The organism is Pseudomonas sp. MCal1 (assembly GCF_026341415.1).
GTDB lineage: Bacteria > Pseudomonadota > Gammaproteobacteria > Pseudomonadales > Pseudomonadaceae > Aquipseudomonas.
Genome location: NZ_JAKUMP010000009.1, coordinates 1 through 25223, shown reverse-complemented (window position 1 = coordinate 25223; position 25223 = coordinate 1). Strand labels below are relative to the sequence as shown.

Below are 25223 nucleotides of genomic sequence, written 5' to 3'. Positions count from 1 at the left end.
CGTCCCGGGCGGCATTCCCACGCAGAGCGTGGGAACGATCAGTCAGGTTGCGGTGTTCCAACACAACAGAGACGGTTTACCGCCTCTGTAACGATCAAAGATTTGCGGAGTACGTCATGGCCATCGCCGTTCCCCTGAACGAGGGCAACAGCCCCACCTTGAAGCAGCGGCTCAAGCACGCCGAGCGGGTCAACCGCTGGAAGGCCCAGGCGCTGATCGCGCCGCTGGTGCTGTTTCTGTTGCTGGTGTTCCTGGTGCCGATCGTGGCGCTGCTCTATAAAAGCGTCGGCAACCCGGAAGTGGTCGGCGGCATGCCGCGCACCGTGACCGCGATTGCTGCGTGGGACGGCCGAGGCCTGCCCGCAGAACCGGTCTACAAAGCCGCCAGCGAAGACCTCGCCGAAGCGCGCAAAAACCAGACCCTGGGCGATCTGTCCAAGCGCCTGAACATGGAGTTGGCCGGCTATCGCAGCCTGCTGACCAAAACTGCCCGCTCGCTGCCATTTGCCAGCGAACCGGCCTCTTATAAAGAAGCGCTGGAAGGCCTCGACGAGCGTTGGGGCGATCCGGCCTATTGGCAAGCGGTGAAGCGCAACACCAGCAGCATCACCCCGTTCTATCTGTTGGCAGCGGTGGACCACCGCATCGACGACCTCGGTGAAATTGCCCCGGCGACCCCGGATCAGGCGATCTACCTCGATATCTTCGCCCGGACGTTCTGGATGGGCCTGATCATCACCGTGATCTGCCTGGTGCTGGCCTATCCGCTGGCCTACTTGCTGGCCAACCTGCCGTCGCGTCAGAGCAACCTGCTGATGATTCTGGTGCTGCTGCCGTTCTGGACCTCGATCCTGGTGCGAGTCGCCGCGTGGATCGTGTTGCTGCAATCCGGCGGTTTGATCAACAGCGCGTTGATGGCGATGGGCATCATCGATAAACCGCTGGAACTGGTGTTCAACCGCACCGGGGTCTACATCTCGATGGTGCACATCCTGCTGCCGTTCATGATCTTGCCGATCTACAGCGTGATGAAAGGCATCTCGCCAACCTACATGCGTGCCGCGATTTCCCTCGGCTGTCATCCGTTCGCCAGCTTCTGGCGGGTCTACTTCCCGCAGACCTACGCCGGTGTCGGCGCCGGTTGCCTGCTGGTGTTCATCCTCGCCATCGGCTACTACATCACCCCGGCGCTGCTGGGCAGCCCGAACGATCAGATGGTCAGCTACTTCGTTGCGTTCTACACCAACACCAGCATCAACTGGGGCATGGCCACCGCGCTCGGCGGGCTGTTGCTGCTGGCGACCGTGGTGCTTTATCTGATCTACAGCTGGCTGGTGGGCGCCAGTCGCCTGCGCCTGAGCTAAGGGGAATTTGAAATGCTGAGTCCTTATATGTCGCCCGTCGAGCGGGTGTGGTTCTACAGCTTGCGGATCCTCTGCGGCTTGATCCTGTTGTTCCTGATCCTGCCGGTGCTGGTGATCGTGCCGCTGTCGTTCAACTCGGGCAGTTTTCTGGTGTATCCGCTGCAGGGCTTTTCGCTGCAGTGGTATCAGGACTTCTTCGCCTCGGCGGAATGGATGCGTTCGCTGAAGAACAGCATCATCGTCGCCCCGGCCGCGACCGTACTGGCAATGGTATTCGGCACGCTGGCGGCGATCGGCCTGACCCGTGGCGACTTCCCCGGCAAGCCGTTGGTGATGGCGCTGGTGATTTCGCCGATGGTGGTGCCGGTGGTGATCATCGGCGTGGCCAGTTACCTGTTCTTCGCGCCGCTGGGGCTGGGCAACAGTTTCTTCTCGCTGATCGTGGTGCACGCGGTGCTCGGTGTGCCGTTCGTGATCATCACGGTGTCGGCGACCTTGCAGGGCTTCAACCACAATCTGGTGCGGGCGGCGGCCAGTCTCGGAGCCTCGCCGCTGGTGACATTCCGTCGGGTGACCTTGCCGCTGATTGCGCCGGGGGTGATTTCCGGGGCGCTGTTTGCCTTTGCGACTTCGTTCGATGAAGTGGTGGTGACGCTGTTCCTCGCAGGTCCCGAGCAGGCGACGTTGCCGCGGCAGATGTTCAGCGGGATTCGCGAGAACCTGAGCCCGACCATCGCCGCCGCTGCTACGTTGCTGATCGCCTTCTCGGTGATTCTGCTGCTGACGCTGGAGTGGTTGCGTGGGCGGAGTGAGAAATTGCGTACTGCTCAAGTCTAAGAGTCCGCTACCAAAACCTGTGGGAGCGAGCTTGCTCGCGAAAGCGATGTGTCAGGCGATACAGATTGCGCATGTGGCGCCGCCTTCGCGAGCAAGCTCGCTCCCACAAGTGCTGCTCTGGTCATTCATGCGCTGAATGACAGACAACCCCGATTCCCCAGCTACGCTTGTGCTCAGCTCCCACATTTATAAGAGGCTGCGCACGATGAGTCTTTCCTCGTTCAAGATCGCTCACAAACTGATCACCGGCGCCGGAGCCATCGAGCAGCTGGCGACCGAGCTCACGCGGCTGGACATCGACAACCCGCTGATCGTCACCGATGCCGCGCTGGTGAAGTCCGGCACGGTGGAGCTGGCGCTGGCGCAGATCGGCGAGCGCGAGTACGAAATCTTCGACCGGGTGCTGCCGGATCCGGAAATCGCCATCGTCGAGGATTGCATGCGCGTCTATCGCGAAGGCGGGCATGACGGGCTGATCGGTCTGGGCGGCGGCAGTGCCATCGACATCGCCAAGAGTGTCGCGGCGTATGCCGGTTATCACGGTGCGCTGGAGGATCTGTTCGGCGTCGATCAGGTGCCGCGCAAGGGCCCGCCGCTGATCGCCATCCCGACCACGGCCGGCACAGGTTCTGAGGTGACCAACGTAGCGATTCTTTCGGACAAGGTCGCTCAGTTGAAGAAGGGCATTGTCAGCGACTACCTGTTGCCGGACGTGGCGCTGGTCAGCCCGCAGATGACCCTGACCTGCCCGCGCAGTGTCACCGCCGCCAGTGGCGTCGATGCGCTGGTGCATGCCATCGAGTCCTATCTGTCGCTGAATGCCTCGCCGATTACCGATTCGCTGGCCATCGGCGCCATCAGGTTGATCGCCCGCTCCTTACCCAAGGCCTACGCCAATCCGTCCAACCTGCAGGCCCGGGAAGACATGGCCACCGCCAGCCTGATGGCCGGCATGGCGTTCGGCAACGCCGGGGTCGGCGCGGTGCATGCGCTGGCGTATCCGCTGGGCGGGCGCTTCAACATTGCCCACGGCGTCAGTAATGCGCTGTTGCTGCCGTATGTGATGACCTGGAACAAGATGGCCTGCGTCGAACGGATGCAGGATATTGCCGAAGCCATGGGGGTAAAGACCGCTCATCTGAGTTTCAATGAAGCGGCCGACAGCGCCGTCGCGGCGATGACCGAACTGTGCGCGGCGGTAGAAATTCCGCTGGGTCTGCGCAGTTTCGGCGTGCCCGAAGAGGCGATCCCGGCCATGGCCGTAGAGGCCGCGGGGATCGAGCGCCTGATGCGCAACAACCCGCGCAAGCTCAGCGCCGCCGACATCGAGAAGATCTACCGGGCGGCGTACTGAGAACCGCCCGGCCGCCGGTCATGGCACAACCCAATCATCGCGGTCACGGTGCGCGCGCGGAAACTTGAGGTATACAATGCGCGCCATCGTGATTTAGCTCAGAAAAGGTGCGTCATGCAGCCCTTCGTTATTGCTCCGTCGATTCTCTCCGCCGACTTCGCCCGCCTCGGCGAGGAAGTGGACAACGTTCTGGCCGCCGGTGCCGACTTCGTTCACTTCGATGTCATGGACAACCATTATGTGCCGAACCTGACCATCGGCCCGATGGTCTGCGCCGCGCTGCGCAAGTACGGCATTACCGCGCCGATCGACGCGCACCTGATGGTCAGCCCGGTGGATCGCATCGTCGGCGACTTCATCGAGGCCGGCGCCACTTACATCACCTTCCACCCGGAAGCCACGCTGCACGTCGATCGTTCGCTGCAACTGATTCGTGAAGGCGGCTGCAAGTCCGGCCTGGTGTTCAACCCGGCGACCCCGCTGGACGTGCTCAAGTACGTGATCGACAAAGTCGACATGGTCCTGTTGATGAGCGTCAACCCGGGCTTCGGCGGGCAGAAATTCATTCCGGGCACCCTCGACAAGCTGCGCGAAGCGCGCGCGATCATCGATGCCTCGGGCCGTGACATCCGCCTGGAAATCGACGGCGGCGTCAACGTCAACAATATCCGTGAAATCGCTGCCGCTGGCGCCGACACCTTTGTGGCCGGCTCGGCGATCTTCAATGCGCCGAACTATCAGGAAGTCATCGACAAGATGCGTTCCGAACTGGCGCTGGCTCGCCCATGAGCGGTTTTGAGCAGCTGTTCCCGGGGCAACTGCCGCGGTTGGTGATGTTCGATCTGGATGGCACGCTGATCGATTCGGTACCCGACCTGGCGGCGGCGGTGGATAACATGCTGCTCTCCCTCGGGCGCAAGCCTGCCGGTATCGAGTCGGTGCGCGAGTGGGTCGGCAACGGCGCGCCGGTGCTGGTGCGCCGCGCCTTGGCCGGCGGCATCGATCATTCCGCCGTGGATGACGTCGAAGCCGAGCATGCGCTGGAGGTATTCATGGAAGCCTACGGCGCCAGCCATGAACTGACCGTGGTCTATCCCGGCGTGCGTGACACCCTGAAATGGCTGCACAAGCAGGGCGTGGCCATGGCGCTGATCACCAACAAGCCGGAGCGCTTCGTCGCGCCGCTGCTGGATCAGATGAAGATCGGCCGCTACTTCAAGTGGATCATCGGCGGCGATACGCTGCCGCAGAAAAAGCCTGACCCGGCAGCGCTGTTCTTTGTCATGAAGATGTCCGGCATTCCGGCCTCGCAATCGCTGTTCGTCGGCGATTCGCGCAGCGACGTGCTGGCGGCGAAAGCGGCGGGGGTCAAATGTGTTGCGCTGAGTTACGGCTACAACCATGGCCGGCCGATCGCCGAGGAATCCCCGGCGCTGGTCATCGACGATCTGCGCAAGCTAATTCCCGGTTGCCTGGATACGGCCGCTGAGATAACGTTGCCCGACGCTTCTCAATCCCCTTCTGGAAACGCCATCGTGGTGGTCACCCGCAAACTCTGGATGAAAGTCATCAAGGCCCTGGCCCGCTGGCGTTGGCGCGCCTGACTTGTTCCTGGCCGGCCTGCCGGCGCGTTTGCACACCTGACTGATTTGCACCTCACACCACGAGGCACCCTATGATTCGCGAAGAATTCCTGCGTCTGGCCGCTGATGGCTACAACCGCATCCCGCTGGCCTGTGAAACCCTGGCCGACTTCGACACGCCGCTGTCGATCTACCTGAAACTGGCCGACCAGCCCAACTCCTACCTGCTCGAATCGGTGCAGGGCGGCGAGAAATGGGGCCGTTACTCGATCATCGGCCTGCCGTGCCGCACCGTGCTGCGGGTTCACGATCATCACGTCAGCATCACCGTCGATGGCGTCGAGACCGAAAGCCACGACGTCGAAGACCCGTTGGCTTTCGTTGAAACCTTCAAGGCCCGCTACAACGTGCCGACCATCGCCGGTCTGCCGCGTTTCAACGGTGGCCTTGTGGGTTACTTCGGTTACGACTGCGTGCGCTATGTAGAGAAGCGCCTCGGCAAATGCCCGAACCCGGATCCGCTGGGCGTGCCGGACATCCTGCTGATGGTTTCCGATGCGGTGGTGGTGTTCGACAACCTCGCCGGCAAGATGCACGCGATCGTGCTGGCCGATCCGGCGCAGGCCGATGCCTACGAGCAGGGCCAGGCGCAATTGCAGCAACTGCTGGAAAAACTGCGTCAGCCGATCACCCCGCGCCGTGGCCTGGACTTCAGCAAGCAGCAGGCCGCCGAGCCGGTGTTCCGCTCCAGTTTCACTCAGGACGACTACGAAAAAGCCGTCGACACCATCAAGGAATACATCCTCGCCGGTGACTGCATGCAGGTCGTGCCGTCCCAGCGCATGTCGATCGACTTCAAGGCGGCACCCATCGATCTGTACCGCGCGCTGCGTTGCTTCAACCCGACCCCCTACATGTACTTCTTCAACTTCGGCGATTTCCATGTCGTCGGCAGTTCGCCGGAAGTGCTGGTGCGGGTCGAAGACAACCTGATCACCGTACGCCCGATTGCCGGCACCCGTCCTCGCGGGGCTACCGAAGAGGCGGACGTGGCGCTGGAAGAAGACCTGCTGTCGGACGACAAGGAGATCGCCGAGCACCTGATGCTGATCGATCTCGGACGCAACGACACCGGTCGCGTTTCGGAAATCGGTTCGGTGAAGCTCACCGAGAAGATGGTCATCGAGCGTTATTCCAACGTGATGCACATCGTGTCCAACGTGACCGGTCAGTTGAAAACCGGGCTGACGGCGATGGACGCGCTGCGGGCGATCCTGCCGGCGGGTACCTTGTCCGGCGCACCGAAGATCCGCGCGATGGAAATCATCGACGAGCTGGAGCCGGTCAAGCGTGGTGTGTATGGCGGTGCGGTCGGCTACTTCGCCTGGAACGGCAACATGGACACTGCGATTGCGATCCGCACCGCCGTGATCAAGAACGGCGAACTGCACGTGCAGGCCGGTGGCGGTATCGTCGCCGACTCGGTGCCGGCGCTGGAATGGGAAGAAACCATCAACAAGCGCCGGGCAATGTTCCGCGCTGTTGCGCTGGCCGAGCAAACCCCGGACTGAGTGATTGATGATTCAGCCACAAAAAAACGCGGCGCCTGTGAGGGCGCCGCGTTTTTTTGTGGCCTGCGAATCAGAAGTCGAGCGCTACGCCGACGTTGATCCCTTGCTGGGTGAAGTCGTCATCCTTGCGGATGTCGTAGCTGGCGCGCAATGCCAGGTCCTTGGTGAGGTTGTGGCTCACGCCCAGGTTCAGGCGGTTCAGGTTGGTTTGAGGGGCGTAGCCGGCCAGGGTGTAGCGGTTGTTCGGCAGGCTGTTGAGGTTCATCGTCACATTCTGGGTGTCGTCGTTGTACTCGCGCTCATGGGCGAATTCGCCGAACACCTGGGTCTGCGAGGTGATCTGATACTTGCCCTGGATCCCGAGGCCGAGACGCCGGGAAATGCGCGACTGGTCATCGAACGTCAGTGCGGTGGAGTCGGCGCCGTTTTCCGAATATCCATCGACTTCAACCTTGGCAAAGTCGGCACTGACGAACGGCGACAGATGCCATGGGCTGCTCGCTTGCGGCGCAATGTCGTAACCCACGCGTCCGCTGAAGGCCAGAACATAACCGTCGGTATCGCCTTTCTCACCGCGCTCGTTGACCCCCAGCTGGAATTTGCGTTTGAGGCTGTCGTAATCCAGATGCCCGGCGGTCACTGCGGCATCACCCCACCAGCGGTTCTGCTGATACTGGGCGAACGCGGTACCCAGATAAGTGTTCAGCTTGTAGTCCGAATCATTGTCGCCGGCCTCCAGTTTCTGGTTGTAGAAACCCGCCGCCACGCCCACGCGCCACGCGTCGTTGAGACGGTAGCTGCCGCCGATGTTCAGGTTGTAACCGTTGCCGTCGGCGCTGGCGCCGCTGCGCTGGCTATCGAAATCCTGATGCTGGCCGCCACCGGCGACAATCGCCCGCCATTGGCCAACGGCCTGCCAGTTTTCCCAATCCGCCAGCCACTGGTTACGCAATTCGTCCTGATGCGAACGCAAGGTGCCTTGAGCCATTTGCGGTAACAGGGTTGCTTCCCATGGCGCGGCCAGCAGCGAATAAGCGTAATCGGCAATCAGGCGCTGCCCGGCCTCGGTCGGGTGGACGGCGTCGTTGTAGATCAGCTTGGTCGGGTCCGGGGTGGCGCTGTTGATCCCGTATCGGGCGTTCTCGGTACAGCCGCTGCCGCTGAAGCAGGTGCCGACCAGGTTCTGGTCAGTGGCCAGGCCGAACTGCGCCGGATTGGCGAATGCCTCTTTGAGCAGAACCGGAACGTTCAGCGGAATGACGTTGGCGTTGACGCTCTGCAACTGGCTGACCAGTTCGGTATTGAACTGGGCGCTGAGTTGCGAGGTGAAGGCTTGCAGCGGCGAGCCGTTGATGGCTGGTGTCAGGCCGATGTCCGGCAACAGCCAGACCATGATGTAACGGGCGCCGGCACCTTGCAGTGTGCGTACGCTGTCGACCAGTCGATCGGCGGCGGCATTCGCCTGAGGAAGACTGGTGACGCGGCCCTGAAGGAAGTCGTTGCCGCCCCCGGTCAGGTAATACAGGGCATTCGGGTCGGCACGGAAGCCGTTCGACGGCAGGTAACCGGCGCGGGTGCGTTCGCCAGTGGCGGACTGGCTGGTGATCGAGTCGAGAATCTGGTCGGTGCGGTAGCCGCCCACGGCCCAGTTATTGCCATCCGGCAAGCCTTGGTCGGGACGTACGGTAGACGACGAGGCGGCGGTCTGGTCCGGTGTGAAGCCGAGGCGGCCGCCGAGCAATTGGGTGGCGTTGAGCGAATAGAACTCACCGCTGCCGTCCTGATAGTTCGGCCCCGTGCGGTTGGTGAAGCGTTTGCCCGATCCGGCCGGGCCGCCGCTGTCGGTGAAGGTTCCCGCGTCGCTGAGGCTGTCGCCGAAAACCACGAAATTCGAATAAGGATTGGGTGAGGCGTTTGCCTGGGCGCAAGCCATCGCGAGCAGGCATCCGGCGAGCGGTACAAACAATGTCTGTTTGATCATGAGCAGTCCGTTTATTTATTGTTGTAGTGAACGAAACGACAGTACCAAAAACTTCCGGCGTTTTGCCATCGGTCGTCAACCCTCCCATTGTTTTATCCCCCGCGGCCCCGGCCATATTGCACGCTCCGCCCAGCTAAGTTACTGTGCCGAAACGTATGAACGAGACCTTCCCCGTGTTGATCACCAGCAAACTTCTGGATCAAGTCATCAAGGCACACGCCCGCTGGCGTTGGCGCGCCTGAATCTTTTCTGCCGGCCCCGCCGGATCTGTATCGCTTTGCCTTCCTTGCCCCTTTGAAATGCCGCTGTGCCGATGCGACCTGCGCGTCCGCCAGTGTGCAGCGCTCTGGCAAGTCATCCGAAGGCTGTTTTCAAGTCAGAATTCAAGAGGTTCGAAACGCCATGTTGCTGATGATCGACAACTACGACTCCTTTACTTACAACGTTGTGCAATACCTCGGCGAGCTGGGAGCCGAGGTCAAAGTGGTGCGCAACGACGAATTGACCATCGCCGAAATCGAAGCGCTCAACCCTGAGCGGATCGTTGTGTCCCCAGGCCCGTGTACGCCGACCGAAGCCGGCATTTCCATCGAAGCCATCAAGCACTTTGCCGGCAAACTGCCGATCCTGGGCGTCTGCCTCGGCCACCAGTCCATCGGCCAGGCCTTTGGCGGGGATGTCGTCCGCGCCCGACAGGTGATGCACGGTAAGACTAGCCCGGTATTTCACGAGGACAAGGGCGTGTTTGCCGGTCTGAACCGCCCGCTGACCGTCACCCGCTATCATTCCCTGATCGTCAAACACGAAACGTTGCCCGATTGCCTGGAGCTGACCGCGTGGACTCAGCACGATGACGGCTCGGTCGACGAAATCATGGGCCTGCGTCACAAAACCCTGAACATCGAGGGCGTACAGTTCCACCCGGAATCGATCCTCACCGAACAGGGCCATGAACTGTTCGCCAACTTCCTCAAACAAACTGGCGGCACGCGCTAAGGACTTTCCATGAATATCAAGACAGCCCTGAGCCGTATCGTCGATCACCTCGACCTCAGCACCGAGGAAATGCGCGACGTGATGCGCGAAATCATGACCGGCCAATGCACGGACGCGCAGATCGGCGCGTTCATGATGGCCATGCGCATGAAGAGCGAAAGCATCGACGAAATCGTCGGCGCTGTGTCGGTGATGCGCGAGCTGGCGGACAAGGTCGAACTCCAGACTCTCGACCGCGTGGTCGACGTGGTCGGCACCGGCGGTGACGGCGCGAACATTTTCAACGTGTCGACCGCATCGTCCTTTGTGGTCGCCGCGGCGGGTTGCACCGTGGCCAAACACGGTAACCGTGCAGTGTCGGGCAAGAGCGGCAGCGCCGATCTGCTGGAGGCCGCCGGCATCTACCTCAACCTGACCCCGGTTCAGGTGGCGCGCTGTATCGACAACGTCGGCATCGGTTTCATGTTTGCCCAGACTCACCACAAAGCCATGAAGTACGCTGCCGGCCCGCGTCGCGATCTCGGCCTGCGTACCTTGTTCAACATGCTCGGCCCGCTTACGAATCCGGCCGGTGTGAAACATCAGGTGGTGGGCGTGTTCACGCCTGCGCTGTGCCGGCCGTTGGCTGAAGTCTTGCAGCGTCTTGGCAGTAAACACGTGCTGGTGGTGCATTCGAAGGATGGTCTGGACGAATTCAGTCTGGCGGCACCCACCTTTGTTGCCGAGTTGAAGGACGATCAAATCACCGAATATTGGGTCGAACCGGAAGATCTGGGCATGAAGAGCCAGAGCCTGCACGGTCTGTCGGTCGAAGGCCCGGAAGCCTCGCTGGCGCTGATCCGCGATGCACTGGGCAAGCGCAAGACCGAGAACGGTCAGAAGGCTGCCGAAATGATCGTGCTCAATGCCGGTGCGGCGCTGTATGCAGCCGATCTGGCGACAAGTCTGAAAGAGGGCGTGGCTCTGGCCCACGACGCTCTGCACACCGGTCTTGCTCGGGAAAAACTCGAGGAGTTGGGTGCCTTTACCGCGGTATTCAAAGTGGAGAATGAGGGATGAGTGTACCGACGGTTCTGGAAAACATTCTGGCCCGCAAGGTTCAGGAAGTCGCCGAGCGTAGCGCCCGTGTGAGCCTGAGCGAGCTGGAAAGTCTGGCCAAGGCGGCCGATGCACCCCGTGGTTTTGCCCAGGCATTGCTGGCGCAGGCCAAGAAGAAACAACCGGCAGTGATTGCCGAAATCAAGAAGGCATCGCCGAGCAAGGGCGTGATCCGCGAGGACTTCGTTCCCGCCGACATCGCCAAAAGTTACGAGAAGGGCGGGGCGACCTGCCTGTCGGTGCTGACCGATATCGACTACTTCCAGGGCGCCGATGTTTACCTGCAACAGGCCCGCGCCGCGTGCTCGCTGCCGGTGATCCGCAAGGACTTCATGATCGATCCGTATCAGATCGTCGAAGCCCGTGCCCTTGGCGCCGATTGCGTGCTGTTGATCGTCGCTGCGCTGGATGACGTGAAAATGGCTGAACTGGCGTCAGTCGCCAAAGACGTCGGCCTCGACGTGTTGGTGGAAGTGCACGACGGCGACGAGCTGGAGCGCGCGTTGAAAACCCTCGACACGCCACTGGTCGGGGTCAACAACCGCAATCTGCACACCTTTGATGTCAGTCTGGAAACCACCCTCGACCTGCTGCCACGCATTCCGCGCGATCGGCTGGTGGTCACCGAGAGCGGGATCCTCAATCGTGCCGATGTCGAACTGATGGAAATCAGCGATGTTTACGCGTTCCTGGTCGGCGAAGCGTTCATGCGCGCCGAAAGCCCGGGCATCGAACTGCAGCGTCTGTTCTTCCCGGAACGCGGCGTCCCGGTGAGCGGTTCGACCCTCGACTGATCGAGTCTTCGCAGGCGCCCGGCCCTTGATGGAGCGGGCTTGCCCGCGAAGGCGGCATAAGATTCACCTCAGACTCAGCGTCCTATGGAAACCTTATGATCCCCACCTCCCTGACCATCGAAGCCGGCCTGCAAGCCGAACAGGATCTTCTGGCCTCGGTCTGCGCTGGTGATGCCGAATCTGGTCTGCTTTTTTGGCAACCCAGCGACCGTGCTTTGGTCATGCCGCGCCGTTTGAATCGCTTGCCCGGATTCGATCACGCCTGCGAAGTCTCCGCTGCTGCCGGTTGGCCGGTGCTGTTGCGTGAAACCGGCGGCGAACCTGTTCCGCAATCGGCTTCCACCATCAACATTGCACTGGTCTATGCGCCGCCTCGCAGCGAAGGCGATCTGAACCGCATCGAAACCGGTTATCGGCGGTTGTGCGACCCGATCTGCGAGTTGCTGGATGAGTTGGGTGGCACTTCGTCGTTGGGTGAAATCGACGGGGCGTTCTGCGATGGGCGCTTCAACGTCAATCTCGACGGTCGCAAGATGGTCGGCACCGCCCAGCGCTGGCGTCAGAGTCAGGGCGGTCAGCGTCCGGTGGGGTTGGTTCACGGTGCGATGCTGGTGGATGACGAGCGTGAGTCGATGGTCGCGGCGGTCAACCGCTTCAACGAAGCGTGTGGTCTGGAGCATCGGGTACGTGCCGCCAGCCACATCGCTCTGCATGAAAAATTCCCCGCGCCCCATGCCTTGGCACGTCTCGATGAACTCTTTCGTTTGATGCTGGCGCAGATCTACGCCGGCTGAGCTTTGGAACTCAGCGAGTGCCGAAGACCACCATGGTCTTGCCTTTCACATCCACCAGGTTGCGCTCCTCAAGATCCTTGAGCACGCGACCGACCATCTCTCGCGAGCAACCGACAATCCGGCCGATTTCCTGACGGGTCACCTTGATCTGCATGCCGTCGGGGTGGGTCATGGCGTCCGGTTGTTTGCACAGCTCGAGCAAACAGCGAGCGACACGGCCGGTGACGTCGAAGAACGCCAGGTCGCCGACCTTGCGCGTGGTATTACGCAGGCGTTGTGCGATTTGTCCGCTGAGGACGTAAAGAATGTCTGGATCCTGTTGCGACAGTTCGCGGAACTTGGCGTAGCTGATTTCCGCGACTTCGCATTCAACCTTGGCCCGCACCCAGGCGCTGCGCTGTTGTTCCTGGCCGGCTTCTTCGAACAGGCCCAGCTCACCGAAGAAGTCCCCGGCGTTCAGGTACGCGATGATCATCTCGCGGCCGTCGTCATCCTCGATCAGGATCGTGACCGAGCCGCGGATGATGAAGTACAGCGTGTCGGAGCGATCCCCGGCGCAGATGATGTTGCTCTTGGCCGCATGACGTCGGCGCTGGCAATGCATCAGCAACTTGTCGAGGTTCTTGATTTTGGGTGTGGGGGTAATACCAACCATGGTTGTATCCCGAAAAGACTGCACGGTTATATTTGGTTTTTATATGAGGCGCTGAGGCGGTCGCTCCACAGTCTGGCTAGGGCGCCAGCGAATTGGCGCCAGCTTACCAGACACTTCGTCGAAATTTCGAGAAATCACCTACGTCAAAGGTGCATTTGTCCTAGGAACCTGCTCGCTGTCCGGGCAGGGCCCTGTGCTAAGCTGGCGACCCTTTTTTCTACAGTGGAGTCTTGGCGATGAAGGCACGCATCCAATGGGCTGGCGAAGCCATGTTCCTCGGCGAATCCGGCAGCGGTCATGTCGTGGTCATGGACGGTCCGCCGGACGCCGGTGGTCGTAACCTGGGTGTCCGCCCGATGGAAATGCTCCTGCTGGGTGTCGGCGGTTGCAGTAATTTCGACGTGGTCAGCATTCTGAAGAAGTCCCGTCAGGCCGTTGAAAGCTGCGAGGCCTTTCTGGAAGCCGAGCGCGCGACCGAAGATCCGAAAGTGTTCACCAAGATCCACATGCACTTTGTGGTCAAGGGGCGTGGTCTGAAAGAAGCCCAGGTCAAGCGCGCTATCGAACTGTCTGCCGAGAAGTATTGCTCGGCCTCGATCATGCTCGGCGCGGCCGGTGTAGCGATCACCCACGACTACGAAATCGTCGAACTCGGCTGAGCCGACACTCAACTATCATAAAAGCAGTGCAGACTCTGGCGATCCCCCGCTGACGTCTGCATAATGCGCCACTTTTTTCAGGGCAGTGATCAGTCAACCGACGGGTCATCCGCCTGAACAGATAACCAAAATCGCCATCGCGAAGAGGTGTTAACCGTCCTACGCAGGTGCGTTGTTCGCACTTGACGGGCATGCTTGATCACGCGGCCGTGCCGCATACATAGAGAGTTTTTAACGGTGAAAAGCAAACTCAAGCTCCACGGGTTCAATAACCTGACAAAGACCTTGAGCTTCAACATCTATGACATCTGCTACGCGGAAACCCCGCAAGACCAGCAGGCTTACGTCGAGTACATCAATCAAGAGTACAACGCCGAACGCCTGACGCAGATCCTCACGGAAGTTGTCGAAATCATTGGTGCCAACATTCTGAACATTGCGAGTCAGAACTATGAGCCTCAGGGTGCCAGCGTCACGATTCTGATCTCGGAAGAGCCGGTGACCCCGACCGAAAGCCAGATCGAAGAGTCCCCGGGCCCGTTGCCCGAAATCATCCTGGCCCACCTCGACAAGAGCCACATCACGGTGCACACCTACCCTGAAATCCATCCGGACGCCGGTATCGCGACTTTCCGTGTGGACATCGACGTGTCGACCTGTGGTGTCATTTCACCGCTCAAAGCACTCAATTTCCTCATTCACCAGTTCGATTCGGACATCGTGACCGTGGATTACCGTGTGCGCGGCTTCACCCGTGACGTTGAAGGCAACAAGCATTTCATCGACCACGAGATCAACTCGATCCAGAACTACCTCTCCGAAGACACCCGCGACGCGTACCAGATGACCGACGTGAACGTGTATCAGGAAAACCTGTTCCACACCAAAATGCTGCTGAAGAACTTCGAACTGGATAACTACCTGTTCGGTGATGCCACCAGCAACCTGTCTTCCGAGCAACGCGCTCAGGTGACCGAGCGTGTGAAACACGAAATGCTGGAAATCTTCTACGCGCGCAATATGCCGAGCTAAGAAATCCGGGCACAAAAAAAGGCGACTGCTTTGCGGCAGTCGCCTTTTTTGTGGGCGTTTTTCAGATCCGGTAAGTGCTCTTGGTCATCACTTTGGCCAGCAGGCTCATGCCGAACTTCACCGGCGCCGGGAAACGGAAACCACCGGCCTCCAGTGCACTCTCCGCATGATGTTCTTCATCTATACGCATCTGCTCCAGAATCGCCCGGGATTTTTCGTCCTCGGCCGGCAGTTGCTCAAGATGCTCGTTCAGATGTTTGCAGACTTGATGCTCGGTGGCGGCGACAAATCCGAGGCTGACCTTGTCGCTGATCAACCCGGCGACTGCGCCGATGCCGAACGACATGCCATAGAACAGCGGATTGAGCACGCTGGTGTGGCTGCCCAACTGGTGAATGCGCTGTTCGCACCAGACCAGATGATCGATCTCTTCTTCAGCCGCATGCTCCATGGCCTCGCGCACCTGCGGCAACTTGGCGGTCAGGGCCTGGCCCTGATACAGCGCCTGGGCGCAGACTTCACCGGTGTGGTTGATGCGCATCAGGCCGGCGACGTGGCGGGTGTCTTCATCGCTCATCTGCACATCGGGCTGCACGATTGCCGGCGACGGACGGTACGGCTGGCCGCTGAATGGCAGCAAGGTACGCATCGCGGCATCGGCTTGCAGCAGAAGACGATCAATGGGCGAGTAGTGACGTTGGGTAGTCATGCTGACCTCCGGGAGGAATCTCGGCGGCCAGTTTAACTGAATCGGCCGGGGAAGGTTTGCGCTGGGTCACGTGGGAGCAGGGCGCTCCCACCGATCTTTGGGTTCAATCAGCCCGGAGGCCAGTTCATCTGGCGTTGACCGAGTACGTGCATGTGAATGTGGTAGACAGTCTGCCCGCCCATTTCATTGCAGTTCATCACCACCCGGAAGCCTTCCTCGCAACCCAGCTCCAGCGCCAGACGCTGAGCGGTAAACAGGATGTGCCCGGCCAGTGCCTTGTCGTCTTCGGTCAGGTCGTTGAGGGTGCGCACCGGTTTCTTCGGGATCACCAGAAAATGCACCGGTGCCTGTGGGGCGATGTCGTGGAACGCCAGAACCTGGTCGTCCTCGTAGATGATCTTCGCCGGGATTTCCCGGTTGATGATCTTGGTGAACAGAGTATCCACAGCTGTTTTCTCCGTTGTTTGAGCTGGACTGAGTGTACCCACGAGGGCACACCGCGCCCAGTCATTTGCCTGCCGGCCCTTCAGCGCGGGCAGTAAGCCTTGTTGACCATGCCGACAATTGTGCGATTGAGCCAGCGCGAACCGAGCCGGGGCAGAAAGGCGAACCAGCGGTTTCGGCGTCCGGGAATGATGATCGCGCGGTTTTTCTCCAGGGCGCGCACGGTATACAGCGCGACTTCCTCGGGACTCATCAGCAATTTGCTGGCGTTGAGCTTGTCGTTGTTCAGTTGTGCCGTGCTGAAGAACGCGGTGCGAGTCGGGCCGGGGCAGAGAACCGACACCTTGACCGCGCATTTCTTCAGTTCCACTCGAAGTGCTTCCGAGAAGTGCAGGACATACGCCTTGCTGGCGTAGTAGGTGCTCATCCACGGCCCGGGGTTGAAAGCCGCCACCGACGCGACATTGAGAATCTGCCCGCCGCCCTGCAACGCCATGCTGTTGCCGATGGCATGGCAGAGGCGGGTAAGGGCGAGGATGTTCACTTCGATCAGGTCCTGTTCGGTCATCCAGTCCTGGGCAAGGAACGGGCCGCAAGTACCGATGCCGGCACAGTTGACCAATAGATCGATCTGCCGGTCGCCTTCTTCGAGCTCCAGCAGAAAACCGGACAGGCGCAGCGGCTCACCGAGATCACAGGCGCGGAACAGCACTTCCACGCCGAAGCGTTGAGTCAGTTCAATCGCGATGCTTTCCAGCTGATCACGCTGTCGGGCCACCAGAATCAGGCTGCGGCCACGGCGCGCCAGGGCTTCGGCCATGGCCAGGCCGATGCCGCTGGAGGCGCCGGTGATCAGAGCGTAACGGGTCATGCAAATCTCCATCGCAACAGCGCCGCGCCGTGGACGCAGGTGTCACGGCGGGGAGCGTTGTTCATTCTTTCGCAGAGTCTACAGGGGCGAGGGCGGCTTCGGCTGCATCGTCTGCCGAATTCGCGGCGGGCTCGACTTCGACATCGATTTCATCGGTGTTCACCGAACCGCTCTCGTAGCTGCTTTCAAGGCTGCTTTCATATTCCTGCTGGATGGCAGTGATCCCGCCCAGCATGCCACCCACAAAGAACAACCCGATAAACACGATCCACAGCGAACACAGCACTTTGACTGCCGTGCTGTTCGGCGGCGGCGGCGGGCCATAGCGGTTGGCGCCGGTATTGCCCGGCACGACCATGATCACCAGCGGGAAGAAACTGCCCACGAATGGAACCAGGGTCAGCAGCCACAGCCATCCCGACCAGCCGATATCGTGCAAGCGCTGAATGCTGAACAGGATGCCAATGATCGCGAAGGCCAGAAACAGGAAGAAGGCGAGGAGACCGCCGATGATCAGGCCGGTCGTCGAGTCGGCGCTGACCAGGCCCAGGCCGATCAGCGCGAACACGCTGACGATTGGCAGGGTTACCAGGCTCAACACCATCGACCATGCCAGATAACGCAAGCGGCCGATCCTGCCTTCAGCACCGAACGGCTTCAGCGGCGCAAATGCCGGCAGGTTTTCGCCGACGGCGGCGCGAGGGGGCGCATAAGGCGAATCAGGCTCCGCGACGGCAGCGCTTTGCTCGTGGACATCCGACAGATTCAGTTCGATGGGCGTTTCCGCTTCGATCCGGGCATCGATCCCGGTCTTGCTCAGCGCTTGCAGATAAGTCTGCGCATCGCTATGCGAAAGATCACGCTTGAGCGCGACGGTGCGGCCATTGAACAGGCGCTCGATGGCGGCGACATCGCTTTTGAACAGATTGGCCAGGTTGAGCTTGGCCGTGGTGATGTCGACGCCAGGCTGGAGCGCGCCGTCGAAAACGATCTTGTAACGGGGTTCGCTCATGGCCGAGGCATCCTTGTCGCGAGATAAATTGAAGGGGGGCAGTCAGTGTGAGGCCGGTCAGGCAGCGACCGGCCGGGTTTCATTCAGCGCGGCCAGCGTTTCGGCAGTTGCGCTGCGTGCTCCAGGGCCTGGCGGTATTCAGCATCGAGACGCGTCACCAGTTGATCCACGCCTGGCAGATCATCGATCTGCCCTACGCCCTGGCCCGCTGACCACACGGTTTTCCAGGCCTTGGCTTCGTCGTTGATCGGCTTGAGCTTGTCGCCGAAATTAACTTCACCCTTGCCTTGCAGGGCTGCCATGTCGAAACCGGCGGCCTCCAGGCTTTGGCGCATGAAACTGGCCGGAACACCGGACACGGCAGGAGTATGAATGATGTCGGCTGCTTTGGCAGTCAGCAGCATCTTCTTGTAGGCGTCAGGCGCATGACTTTCAGTGGTGCCGATAAATCGCGTGCCGAGGTAGGCCAGATCCGCGCCGAGCAGTTGTGCGGCGAGAATCTCATGCCCATGGTTCAAACATCCTGCAAGCAACAGAGTCTTGTCGAAGAACTCGCGGATCTCGGCGATCAGCGAGAACGGGCTCCAGGTGCCGGCGTGCCCACCGGCGCCGGCTGCGACGGCGATCAAACCATCCACACCGGCCTCGGCGGCTTTTTCTGCGTGGCGGCGGGTCGTCACGTCATGGAAGACCAGGCCGCCGTAACTGTGCACGGCGTCTACCACTTCCTTCACCGCGCCGAGGCTGGTGATGACGATAGGTACCTTGTGCTCGACGCAGATGTTCAGATCCGCCTCCAGGCGTGGATTGCTCTTGTGAACAATCAGATTCACGGCATAAGGCGCCGGGTTCTCGAGTGTCGCCAGTCCCGCTTCGATCTGCTCCAGCCAGGCCTTGAACCCGCTGCTTTCGCGTTGGTTCAGCGCCGGGAAGCTGCCAACCACGCCGTTGCGGCAACAAGCCAGCACCAGTTCAGGATTGGAGATCAGGAACATCGGCGCTGCCACCACAGGCAGACGCAGACGTTGTTCGAGCAGAGTGGGCAGCGACATCGGAAGTACCCCGGAAAGTTGTATTTGTTGAAGTTAGAACGGCTTGACCACGACCAGAATTACGATAGCCAGCAATATCAGAACCGGCACTTCATTGAACCAGCGATAAAAGACATGGCTGCGGGTGTTCTCGCCACGGGCAAAACGTTTTACCTGCGCGCCGCACATGTGGTGGTAACCAATCAACAGCACGACCAGGGTCAGTTTGGCGTGGATCCAGCCACCGCTGCTGAAGATGCCCGGGTTCAGGTAGATCAGCCAGCCGCCGAAGATCAGCGCGGCGATCATTGCCGGGCCCATGATGCCGCGATACAGCTTGCGCTCCATGATGCTGAAGCGTTCCTTGCTGATCGTGTCTTCACTTTGCGCGTGATAAACGAACAGTCGCGGAAGATAGAAGAGGCCGGCAAACCAGCACACGATGCTGACGATATGAAGCGCTTTGATCCATAGATAGAGCATTTTTGGTTATTCCCCAATTCACGGTAGGCCGGATAGTAGAGGCTTGAGCGTCCGCACGTCACCTTGGCGGTTGTCGCAGGGGCGCGCGGCCCCTATTATCGACGGCTTTCCAGTGGGTTCGTTGAGGGCAGGTTTATGGTCAAGGTCGGTATCGTCGGCGGCACGGGTTACACCGGTGTCGAATTGCTGCGTCTGTTGGCACAGCATCCGCAGGCAGAAGTGGTGGTAATCACTTCCCGATCCGAGGCCGGTCTGGCCGTGGCTGATATGTACCCGAACCTGCGCGGTCACTATGACGGTCTGGCATTCAGCGTGCCGGACATCAAGACCCTGGGCGCTTGCGACGTGGTGTTCTTCGCCACTCCGCACGGCGTTGCCCATGCACTGGCCGGCGAGTTGCTGGCGGCCGGCACCAAGGTCATCGACCTGTCGGCAGACTTCCGTCTGCAGGACGCCGATGAGTGGGCCAAGTGGTACGGCCAGCCGCACGGCGCGCCGGAGTTGCTGGACGAGGCGGTTTACGGCTTGCCGGAAGTCAATCGCGAGCAAATCAGGAAGGCGCGTCTGATTGCCGTGCCGGGTTGCTATCCGACCGCGACGCAGCTGGGTTTCCTGCCGTTGCTTGAGGCGGGCATTGCCGACGCTTCGCACCTGATCGCCGACTGCAAGTCTGGCGTCAGCGGTGCCGGTCGCGGTGCTGCCGTAGGCTCGCTGTACTCCGAGACGTCGGAAAGCATGAAGGCTTATGCGGTGAAAGGTCACCGCCACCTGCCGGAAATTCGCCAGGGACTGCGTCGTGCCGCAGGCAAGGATGTCGGTCTGACCTTTGTGCCGCACCTGACTCCGATGATCCGTGGCATTCACTCCACGCTCTACGCGACCGTGGTGGATCGTTCGGTGGATCTGCAGGCGTTGTTCGAAAAGCGTTATGCCAATGAGCCGTTCGTCGACGTGATGCCGGCTGGTAGCCACCCGGAAACCCGCAGCGTGCGTGGCGCCAATGTCTGCCGAATTGCGGTTCATCGTCCGCAGGATGGCGATCTGGTGGTGGTGCTTTCCGTGATCGACAATCTGGTCAAGGGTGCGTCGGGTCAGGCAGTGCAGAACATGAACATCCTGTTCGGGCTGGATGAGCGTCTGGGTCTGTCCCACGCGGGCATGCTGCCGTAACAGCTGATCTTGCTCGGTAAAAAGGCCCGTTTGACGGGCCTTTTTGCATTCTGATCGGTTGATCAGGTTTATTGATATACCGTAACAATAGTTGACCGATTTTCTAGGACAAGCGGATAATGCGCGTCATCACGCATTATGGCGGCGTAACGCCGGGAGATAGTCAGCATGAGCGTCGAATCCTTCACCCCCACGGCTTTGCAATTCACTCAAGGTGCCGCGCACAAGGTGAAGAGCCTGGTCGATGAAGAGGGGAATGATCGCTTGAAGCTGCGCGTATTCGTTACGGGCGGCGGTTGTTCAGGGTTTCAGTACGGCTTCACCTTCGATGAAGATGTGGCCGAGGACGATACCATTGTCGAGCGCGAAGGCGTCAGTCTGGTAGTCGATCCGATGAGCTTCCAGTACCTGGCGGGTGCCGAGGTGGATTACCAGGAAGGTCTGGAAGGTTCGCGTTTCGTGATCAAGAACCCGAATGCCACCACTACTTGTGGTTGCGGCTCCTCGTTCTCGATCTGATAGCGTTTCACCCTACACAATAAAACGCCGCAGAGCCTCACGGTTCTGCGGCGTTTTGTTGTCTGGGTTTTGTCAGTTGGGGTAGATGGCGCCGAGTACGCGAAGGCCTTTGGCACCGGTAACGCTCGGGCGATTGCCGGCGATCCCTTCCAGACAGCAGTGGGCCAGCCAGGCGAAGGCCATGGCCTCGACCCAGTCCGGATCGACGCCGTGGGTCGATGTGCTGGCGACTTTGGCGTTCGGTAGCAGCCCGGCCAGGCGATTCATCAGTGTGGCGTTGTGGGCGCCGCCCCCACAAACCAGGAGCTCTTCGGTATTCGATTGAGCGCTTTGCAGCGATTCGACGATGGTCAGCGCCGTCAGTTCGAGCAGTGTTGCCTGTACGTTTTCGGCTGCGAAACCTGGCAGGCGCGACAGTTGCTGCTCCAGCCATGGCAGGTTGAAAACTTCGCGGCCGGTGCTCTTCGGGCCTTGGGTCACGAAAAACGGATCGCTGAGCAGGGCTTTCAGCAGGGTCGGTTCGACCTTGCCGCTGGCTGCCCACTGCCCGTTACAGTCGTAGTTCTCGCCCCGTTGCTGATGAATCCAGGCATCCATCAGCACATTCCCCGGCCCGCAGTCGAAACCGGCTACAGGCTTGTTCGGCTCGATCAGACTGAGATTGCTGAAACCGCCGACATTCAGGACTGCGCGGTTACCGGTACGCTCTTCGAACAACGCTTCATGAAAGGCAGGAACCAGCGGAGCGCCTTGGCCGCCGGCGGCTACATCGCGGCTACGGAAGTCGCTGACGACGGTGATGCCGGTCAGCTCGGTCAGCAGGGCAGGGTTGCCGATCTGCACAGTGAAGCCGCGTGCAGGTTCGTGGCGAATGGTCTGGCCGTGGCTGCCGATCGCGCGAATGGCTTCAGGCTTGAGCTGTTGCTTTTCAAGGAGAGTATGGATCCCTTGCGCGGCGAGCTTCACCCAGTTTTGCTGGGCAATTGCCGAGCGGGCAATTTCGTCAGGGCCGCTGGCGCACAAGCCAAGCAGCTCGGCGCGCAGGGTGTCAGGCATGGGTATGTAGTGTGTGGCGACCAGGTTGATCGCCGAGGATTGCTCGATCAGGGCGATGTCCAGCCCGTCGAGACTGGTGCCGGACATCACGCCGATATACAGAGCCATGACTTAACGTTTGCTCGAAGCCAGCATGGTGGCCTTTTCCTGGTCCATGCGAGCCATCAATGGCTGGCTCTGCGCCAGGAAGCGAGCGCGTTCGGATTTGGCGATCGGGTCGGCCATCGGCAGCTTCTGGCCCAATGGATCGACGTGAACACCGTTGACCTGGAACTCATAGTGCAGATGCGGACCGGTGGACAGGCCAGTGGTGCCGATGTAACCGATCACCTGGCCTTGTTTGACAGTCCCGCCGGTCTTCACGCCCTTGGCGAAACCCTGCATGTGGCCATACAGCGTACGGTACGTGTTTCCATGCTGGATGATCACGGTGTTGCCGTAACCGCCGCGACGGCCGGCCAGCAGCACTTTGCCGTCACCGGCAGCCTTGATTGGTGTACCGCGCGGCGCGGCGTAGTCAACGCCTTTGTGAGCGCGGATCTTGTTGAGGATCGGGTGTTTGCGACCCATGGAAAATTTCGAGCTGATGCGGGCGAAATCTACCGGTGTGCGGATGAACGCCTTGCGCATGCTGTTGCCGTCGGCCGTGTAGTAGCTGCTGTTGCCCTGTTTGTTGGTGTAACGCACCGCAGTGTAAGTCTTGCCGCGGTTGGTGAAGCGGGCGGACAGGATCGGACCGTTGCCAACAGCTTTGCCGTTGACCACTTTCTGTTCATAGATCACATCGAACTCATCGCCCTGGCGGATATCCTGGGCGAAATCGACGTCGTAGCCAAAGACACTGGCCATGTCCATGGTCAGGCTGTGGGACAGACCTGCGCGGGCGGCGGACTGCGACAGCGAGCTGTTGATCACGCCGTGTACATAAGCAGTGCGGACAGTCGGTTTGGCAGTAACGCGGTTGAATACATAACCCTTGTCGTTCTTGGTCAGGGTGATGGTTTCAACGTCGCTGACCTTGGTGTGCAGGTTGGTCAGTTGGCCCTGTGGATTCAATTCGAATTCGAGTTTCTGGCCATGTTTGAGCTGACTGAATTGCTTGGCTTGTTTATCGCTGGCCAGCACTTCATGGACGGTCGCGGCCGGAAGGCCGACTTTCTCGAACAGTGTAGAAAGCGTATCGCCCTTGGAGACGATCACTTCCCTGTGATTTGGAGCCTTCTTTTCTTCGACGGCCGGCGTAGGCGCAGGTGCGGCCTGAGCGGTTTCCTGCGTCTCTTCGGCGCTGTTTTCGATCTGAGCGAAAGGGGAAGCTACGGACTCATTTGTGGCTTGAACTGCGTCGGCAGCGTCTTGATCTTGTGTCAATTGTTCAGCAGGACTTTCCAGTTCAAGGCTCAGCGTTGTCTTTTTGGCTTCGACATCACTGGATGGAAACACCAGGAGCGCCAGACTGAGAAGGGCGGCGATCCCACTTGCGGCGAGCAGGTGGGTCTTCGGGTAAAGCGGTGGCGCTTTAGACGGTTCAGTGGTCATAAGTAATTTGACTTTGAAAAAGATGAATTGGAAAAGATGAATGACATGATGAAGATGAAATAACTGTATAAAATATAACCAAATCATCTCTGAGGCAAGTCTGCGGACGCCCTGTCTGTGGATTGACGTCCGTGCGCCGGGCAAAACTTGTATTTGGTGTGCGATCTTGTATGGTTGGTTCCCTTTGAATCTGAGCCTTGCGGGTCTGTTATGAAGTCGGTTGAAGAGCAGCTAGCGCTGATTAAACGTGGTGCGGAAGAACTGTTGGTCGAGTCCGAGCTTATCGAAAAGCTCAAGCGTGGCCAGCCGCTGCGAATCAAGGCCGGCTTCGATCCAACTGCGCCTGATCTACACCTTGGTCACACTGTGCTTATTAATAAGCTGCGCCAGTTCCAGGAATTGGGGCATCAGGTGATCTTCCTTATTGGCGATTTCACCGGGATGATTGGTGACCCGAGCGGCAAGAGCGCCACGCGTCCTCCGTTGACCCGTGAGCAGGTTCTGGAAAACGCCGAGACCTACAAGACTCAGGTGTTCAAGATTCTTGATCCGGCGAAAACCGAAGTCGCGTTCAACTCCATCTGGATGGATCAGATGGGGCCTGCGGACTTTATTCGTCTGACTTCGCAATACACCGTCGCTCGTATGCTCGAGCGTGATGACTTTGACAAGCGCTACACCACCAACCAGCCGATCGCCATTCATGAATTCCTCTATCCGCTGGTTCAGGGTTATGACTCTGTAGCATTGCGCGCTGACGTTGAGCTGGGTGGTACCGATCAGAAGTTCAACCTGCTGATGGGGCGTGAGCTGCAGCGTGGTTATGGGCAGGAAGCGCAGTGCATTCTGACGATGCCATTGCTTGAAGGTCTGGATGGCGTGAAGAAGATGTCCAAGTCGCTGGGCAACTACGTCGGTATCCAGGAAGCACCGGGTGTCATGTACAGCAAGCTGGTTTCGATTCCCGATGCGTTGATGTGGCGCTACTTCGAATTGCTCAGCTTCCGTTCGATGGATGAGATAAACGCTTTCCGCGCCGATGTTGAAGCGGGTGCTAATCCGCGTGATATCAAGATCAAGCTGGCTGAAGAGATTGTTGCGCGCTTCCATGGTGAAGAGGCTGCAGCCAATGCTCACCGTGGTGCGGGTAACCGTATGAAGGATGGCGAGCTGCCGGATGATCTGCCAGAGGTCGAGTTGACTGCGGTTGAGGATATGCCGATTGCTGCTGTTCTTAATAAGGCGGGTCTGGTGAAGAACTCGGCGGCTGCTCGTGATCTGCTGGCTTCCGGTGGTGTGCGTGTAGATGGCGAGGTGGTTGATCGTTCCTTTATATACGTACTGGGTGCGACGCACGTTTGTCAGGCGGGCAAGAAAGCTTTTGCACGGATTACGCTGAAATCTGAGTAAAGTTGAAATAAGGGGTTGACGGCGAATTTTAGATGTCTATAATTCGCCCCACTTCCGGCGCAGTCGAGACGGAAAACTCCTTGAGATTCAATGAGTTAAGTAAGTTTCGACGGTGGCTCGCTTCAGTTCATCGAAGCCTGGAAGGCGTTGGAAATGCCGGTTTGCTGGCGCCTTCAGCGGTTCGATTTTCTCGGTCGAAAGCGAAGAAAAAGAGGTGTTGACAGCAGCGTGTAACGCTGTAGAATTCGCCTCCCGCTAACGAGA

Annotated in this window: 25 protein-coding genes; 15 read left to right on the top strand and 10 right to left on the bottom strand. The window is 59.8% G+C overall.

Features of this window, described 5'->3' with window-relative positions:
* Positions 1-116: 116 nt before the first annotated feature.
* The 6 genes from MKZ87_RS15980 to trpE all read left to right on the top strand — a co-directional run bounded on the left by MKZ87_RS15980 (position 117) and on the right by trpE (position 6709).
* Positions 117-1364: an ABC transporter permease gene (locus MKZ87_RS15980; RefSeq protein WP_007959935.1), complete on the top strand. Its 1248-nt coding sequence runs from the start codon at positions 117-119 to the stop codon at positions 1362-1364.
* A gap of 12 nt (positions 1365-1376) precedes the next feature.
* On the top strand, positions 1377-2201 hold the full coding sequence (locus MKZ87_RS15975; protein ID WP_085702826.1) for an ABC transporter permease: 825 nt from the start codon (positions 1377-1379) through the stop codon (positions 2199-2201).
* A gap of 205 nt (positions 2202-2406) precedes the next feature.
* Positions 2407-3555, top strand: coding sequence for an iron-containing alcohol dehydrogenase (locus MKZ87_RS15970; protein ID WP_085702825.1), 1149 nt, complete (start codon positions 2407-2409; stop codon positions 3553-3555).
* A gap of 114 nt (positions 3556-3669) precedes the next feature.
* Positions 3670-4344, top strand: a complete 675-nt coding sequence (rpe, locus tag MKZ87_RS15965; RefSeq protein WP_003228808.1) for a ribulose-phosphate 3-epimerase — start codon at positions 3670-3672, stop codon at positions 4342-4344.
* Positions 4341-5159 carry a phosphoglycolate phosphatase gene (locus MKZ87_RS15960; RefSeq protein ID WP_085688443.1) on the top strand — a complete coding sequence of 273 codons (819 nt, stop codon included), beginning with the start codon at positions 4341-4343 and terminating at the stop codon, positions 5157-5159. Before rpe ends, MKZ87_RS15960 begins: the two co-directional genes overlap by 4 nt.
* Before the next feature lie 71 nt (positions 5160-5230).
* Positions 5231-6709: an anthranilate synthase component I gene (gene trpE, locus MKZ87_RS15955; RefSeq protein ID WP_085688441.1), complete on the top strand. Its 1479-nt coding sequence runs from the start codon at positions 5231-5233 to the stop codon at positions 6707-6709.
* 70 nt (positions 6710-6779) lie between these two features.
* On the opposite strand, the gene estP is transcribed toward trpE, so the two are convergent.
* Positions 6780-8690, bottom strand: coding sequence for an esterase EstP (gene estP / locus MKZ87_RS15950; RefSeq protein ID WP_085702824.1), 1911 nt, complete (start codon positions 8688-8690; stop codon positions 6780-6782).
* Positions 8691-9092: 402 nt separating this feature from the next.
* Between estP and MKZ87_RS15945 the strand changes: the two genes are divergently transcribed.
* From MKZ87_RS15945 to MKZ87_RS15930, 4 genes are all read left to right on the top strand, one after another.
* On the top strand, positions 9093-9686 hold the full coding sequence (locus MKZ87_RS15945; RefSeq protein WP_007956309.1) for an aminodeoxychorismate/anthranilate synthase component II: 594 nt from the start codon (positions 9093-9095) through the stop codon (positions 9684-9686).
* Positions 9687-9695: 9 nt separating this feature from the next.
* Positions 9696-10745: an anthranilate phosphoribosyltransferase gene (gene trpD, locus MKZ87_RS15940; RefSeq protein ID WP_085697700.1), complete on the top strand. Its 1050-nt coding sequence runs from the start codon at positions 9696-9698 to the stop codon at positions 10743-10745.
* Positions 10742-11578: an indole-3-glycerol phosphate synthase TrpC gene (gene trpC / locus MKZ87_RS15935; RefSeq protein ID WP_085697699.1), complete on the top strand. Its 837-nt coding sequence runs from the start codon at positions 10742-10744 to the stop codon at positions 11576-11578. Before trpD ends, trpC begins: the two co-directional genes overlap by 4 nt.
* A gap of 95 nt (positions 11579-11673) precedes the next feature.
* Entirely contained in the window at positions 11674-12372 is a 699-nt protein-coding gene (locus MKZ87_RS15930) for a lipoate--protein ligase family protein (RefSeq protein ID WP_085697698.1), read from the top strand.
* Positions 12373-12382: 10 nt separating this feature from the next.
* Here the strand turns inward: MKZ87_RS15930 and crp are convergent, their stop codons facing one another.
* The gene (gene crp, locus MKZ87_RS15925) at positions 12383-13027 is read right to left on the bottom strand and encodes a cAMP-activated global transcriptional regulator CRP (RefSeq protein WP_011336190.1); all 645 of its coding nucleotides are present in this window, start codon (positions 13025-13027) and stop codon (positions 12383-12385) included.
* A 236-nt stretch (positions 13028-13263) separates the two neighbouring features.
* Here crp and MKZ87_RS15920 point away from each other — a divergent pair, with 236 nt between their 5' ends.
* Positions 13264-13686, top strand: a complete 423-nt coding sequence (locus MKZ87_RS15920) for an OsmC family protein (RefSeq protein ID WP_003228794.1) — start codon at positions 13264-13266, stop codon at positions 13684-13686.
* A gap of 237 nt (positions 13687-13923) precedes the next feature.
* Positions 13924-14718: an adenosylmethionine decarboxylase gene (gene speD / locus MKZ87_RS15915; RefSeq protein WP_007956315.1), complete on the top strand. Its 795-nt coding sequence runs from the start codon at positions 13924-13926 to the stop codon at positions 14716-14718.
* Between the two features lie 61 nt (positions 14719-14779).
* Here speD and coq7 read toward each other — a convergent pair whose 3' ends face one another.
* The 6 genes from coq7 to hemJ form a co-directional block, all read right to left on the bottom strand.
* On the bottom strand, positions 14780-15427 hold the full coding sequence (gene coq7, locus MKZ87_RS15910) for a 2-polyprenyl-3-methyl-6-methoxy-1,4-benzoquinone monooxygenase (protein ID WP_007956317.1): 648 nt from the start codon (positions 15425-15427) through the stop codon (positions 14780-14782).
* Positions 15428-15534: 107 nt separating this feature from the next.
* A complete protein-coding gene (locus MKZ87_RS15905) occupies positions 15535-15873 on the bottom strand; it encodes a histidine triad nucleotide-binding protein (protein ID WP_007956318.1) in 339 nt (112 codons plus the stop codon).
* 80 nt (positions 15874-15953) lie between these two features.
* Complete coding sequence (locus tag MKZ87_RS15900) at positions 15954-16742, bottom strand: SDR family NAD(P)-dependent oxidoreductase (protein WP_085697697.1); 789 nt, start codon at positions 16740-16742, stop codon at positions 15954-15956.
* A gap of 61 nt (positions 16743-16803) precedes the next feature.
* Positions 16804-17754: a DUF805 domain-containing protein gene (locus tag MKZ87_RS15895; RefSeq protein WP_085697696.1), complete on the bottom strand. Its 951-nt coding sequence runs from the start codon at positions 17752-17754 to the stop codon at positions 16804-16806.
* 83 nt (positions 17755-17837) lie between these two features.
* Entirely contained in the window at positions 17838-18806 is a 969-nt protein-coding gene (locus MKZ87_RS15890; RefSeq protein ID WP_085705406.1) for an NAD(P)H-dependent flavin oxidoreductase, read from the bottom strand.
* Positions 18807-18839: 33 nt separating this feature from the next.
* A complete protein-coding gene (hemJ, locus tag MKZ87_RS15885) occupies positions 18840-19268 on the bottom strand; it encodes a protoporphyrinogen oxidase HemJ (RefSeq protein ID WP_085688426.1) in 429 nt (142 codons plus the stop codon).
* Positions 19269-19403: 135 nt separating this feature from the next.
* Here hemJ and argC point away from each other — a divergent pair, with 135 nt between their 5' ends.
* Both argC and erpA read left to right on the top strand, forming a co-directional pair.
* Positions 19404-20438, top strand: coding sequence for an N-acetyl-gamma-glutamyl-phosphate reductase (gene argC, locus MKZ87_RS15880; RefSeq protein ID WP_011336183.1), 1035 nt, complete (start codon positions 19404-19406; stop codon positions 20436-20438).
* Between the two features lie 168 nt (positions 20439-20606).
* A complete protein-coding gene (gene erpA, locus MKZ87_RS15875; protein WP_003228776.1) occupies positions 20607-20957 on the top strand; it encodes an iron-sulfur cluster insertion protein ErpA in 351 nt (116 codons plus the stop codon).
* A 72-nt stretch (positions 20958-21029) separates the two neighbouring features.
* On the opposite strand, the gene MKZ87_RS15870 is transcribed toward erpA, so the two are convergent.
* Positions 21030-22121: an anhydro-N-acetylmuramic acid kinase gene (locus MKZ87_RS15870; protein WP_085705408.1), complete on the bottom strand. Its 1092-nt coding sequence runs from the start codon at positions 22119-22121 to the stop codon at positions 21030-21032.
* Positions 22122-22124: 3 nt separating this feature from the next.
* Positions 22125-23549, bottom strand: coding sequence for a peptidoglycan DD-metalloendopeptidase family protein (locus tag MKZ87_RS15865; RefSeq protein ID WP_085705410.1), 1425 nt, complete (start codon positions 23547-23549; stop codon positions 22125-22127).
* Positions 23550-23759: 210 nt separating this feature from the next.
* Between MKZ87_RS15865 and tyrS the strand changes: the two genes are divergently transcribed.
* Positions 23760-24959, top strand: a complete 1200-nt coding sequence (tyrS, locus tag MKZ87_RS15860) for a tyrosine--tRNA ligase (protein WP_085705412.1) — start codon at positions 23760-23762, stop codon at positions 24957-24959.
* Positions 24960-25223 lie beyond the last annotated feature (264 nt).

Coding starts and splice junctions, on each gene's coding strand:
- MKZ87_RS15980 (WP_007959935.1), top strand. CDS start 117: ATGGCCATCGCCGTTCCCCTGAACGAGGGCAACAGCCCCACCTTGAAG.
- MKZ87_RS15975 (WP_085702826.1), top strand. CDS start 1,377: ATGCTGAGTCCTTATATGTCGCCCGTCGAGCGGGTGTGGTTCTACAGC.
- MKZ87_RS15970 (WP_085702825.1), top strand. CDS start 2,407: ATGAGTCTTTCCTCGTTCAAGATCGCTCACAAACTGATCACCGGCGCC.
- rpe (WP_003228808.1), top strand. CDS start 3,670: ATGCAGCCCTTCGTTATTGCTCCGTCGATTCTCTCCGCCGACTTCGCC.
- MKZ87_RS15960 (WP_085688443.1), top strand. CDS start 4,341: ATGAGCGGTTTTGAGCAGCTGTTCCCGGGGCAACTGCCGCGGTTGGTG.
- trpE (WP_085688441.1), top strand. CDS start 5,231: ATGATTCGCGAAGAATTCCTGCGTCTGGCCGCTGATGGCTACAACCGC.
- estP (WP_085702824.1), bottom strand. CDS start 8,690: ATGATCAAACAGACATTGTTTGTACCGCTCGCCGGATGCCTGCTCGCG.
- MKZ87_RS15945 (WP_007956309.1), top strand. CDS start 9,093: ATGTTGCTGATGATCGACAACTACGACTCCTTTACTTACAACGTTGTG.
- trpD (WP_085697700.1), top strand. CDS start 9,696: ATGAATATCAAGACAGCCCTGAGCCGTATCGTCGATCACCTCGACCTC.
- trpC (WP_085697699.1), top strand. CDS start 10,742: ATGAGTGTACCGACGGTTCTGGAAAACATTCTGGCCCGCAAGGTTCAG.
- MKZ87_RS15930 (WP_085697698.1), top strand. CDS start 11,674: ATGATCCCCACCTCCCTGACCATCGAAGCCGGCCTGCAAGCCGAACAG.
- crp (WP_011336190.1), bottom strand. CDS start 13,027: ATGGTTGGTATTACCCCCACACCCAAAATCAAGAACCTCGACAAGTTG.
- MKZ87_RS15920 (WP_003228794.1), top strand. CDS start 13,264: ATGAAGGCACGCATCCAATGGGCTGGCGAAGCCATGTTCCTCGGCGAA.
- coq7 (WP_007956317.1), bottom strand. CDS start 15,427: ATGACTACCCAACGTCACTACTCGCCCATTGATCGTCTTCTGCTGCAA.
- MKZ87_RS15900 (WP_085697697.1), bottom strand. CDS start 16,742: ATGACCCGTTACGCTCTGATCACCGGCGCCTCCAGCGGCATCGGCCTG.
- MKZ87_RS15895 (WP_085697696.1), bottom strand. CDS start 17,754: ATGAGCGAACCCCGTTACAAGATCGTTTTCGACGGCGCGCTCCAGCCT.
- MKZ87_RS15890 (WP_085705406.1), bottom strand. CDS start 18,806: ATGTCGCTGCCCACTCTGCTCGAACAACGTCTGCGTCTGCCTGTGGTG.
- hemJ (WP_085688426.1), bottom strand. CDS start 19,268: ATGCTCTATCTATGGATCAAAGCGCTTCATATCGTCAGCATCGTGTGC.
- argC (WP_011336183.1), top strand. CDS start 19,404: ATGGTCAAGGTCGGTATCGTCGGCGGCACGGGTTACACCGGTGTCGAA.
- erpA (WP_003228776.1), top strand. CDS start 20,607: ATGAGCGTCGAATCCTTCACCCCCACGGCTTTGCAATTCACTCAAGGT.
- MKZ87_RS15870 (WP_085705408.1), bottom strand. CDS start 22,121: ATGGCTCTGTATATCGGCGTGATGTCCGGCACCAGTCTCGACGGGCTG.
- MKZ87_RS15865 (WP_085705410.1), bottom strand. CDS start 23,549: ATGACCACTGAACCGTCTAAAGCGCCACCGCTTTACCCGAAGACCCAC.
- tyrS (WP_085705412.1), top strand. CDS start 23,760: ATGAAGTCGGTTGAAGAGCAGCTAGCGCTGATTAAACGTGGTGCGGAA.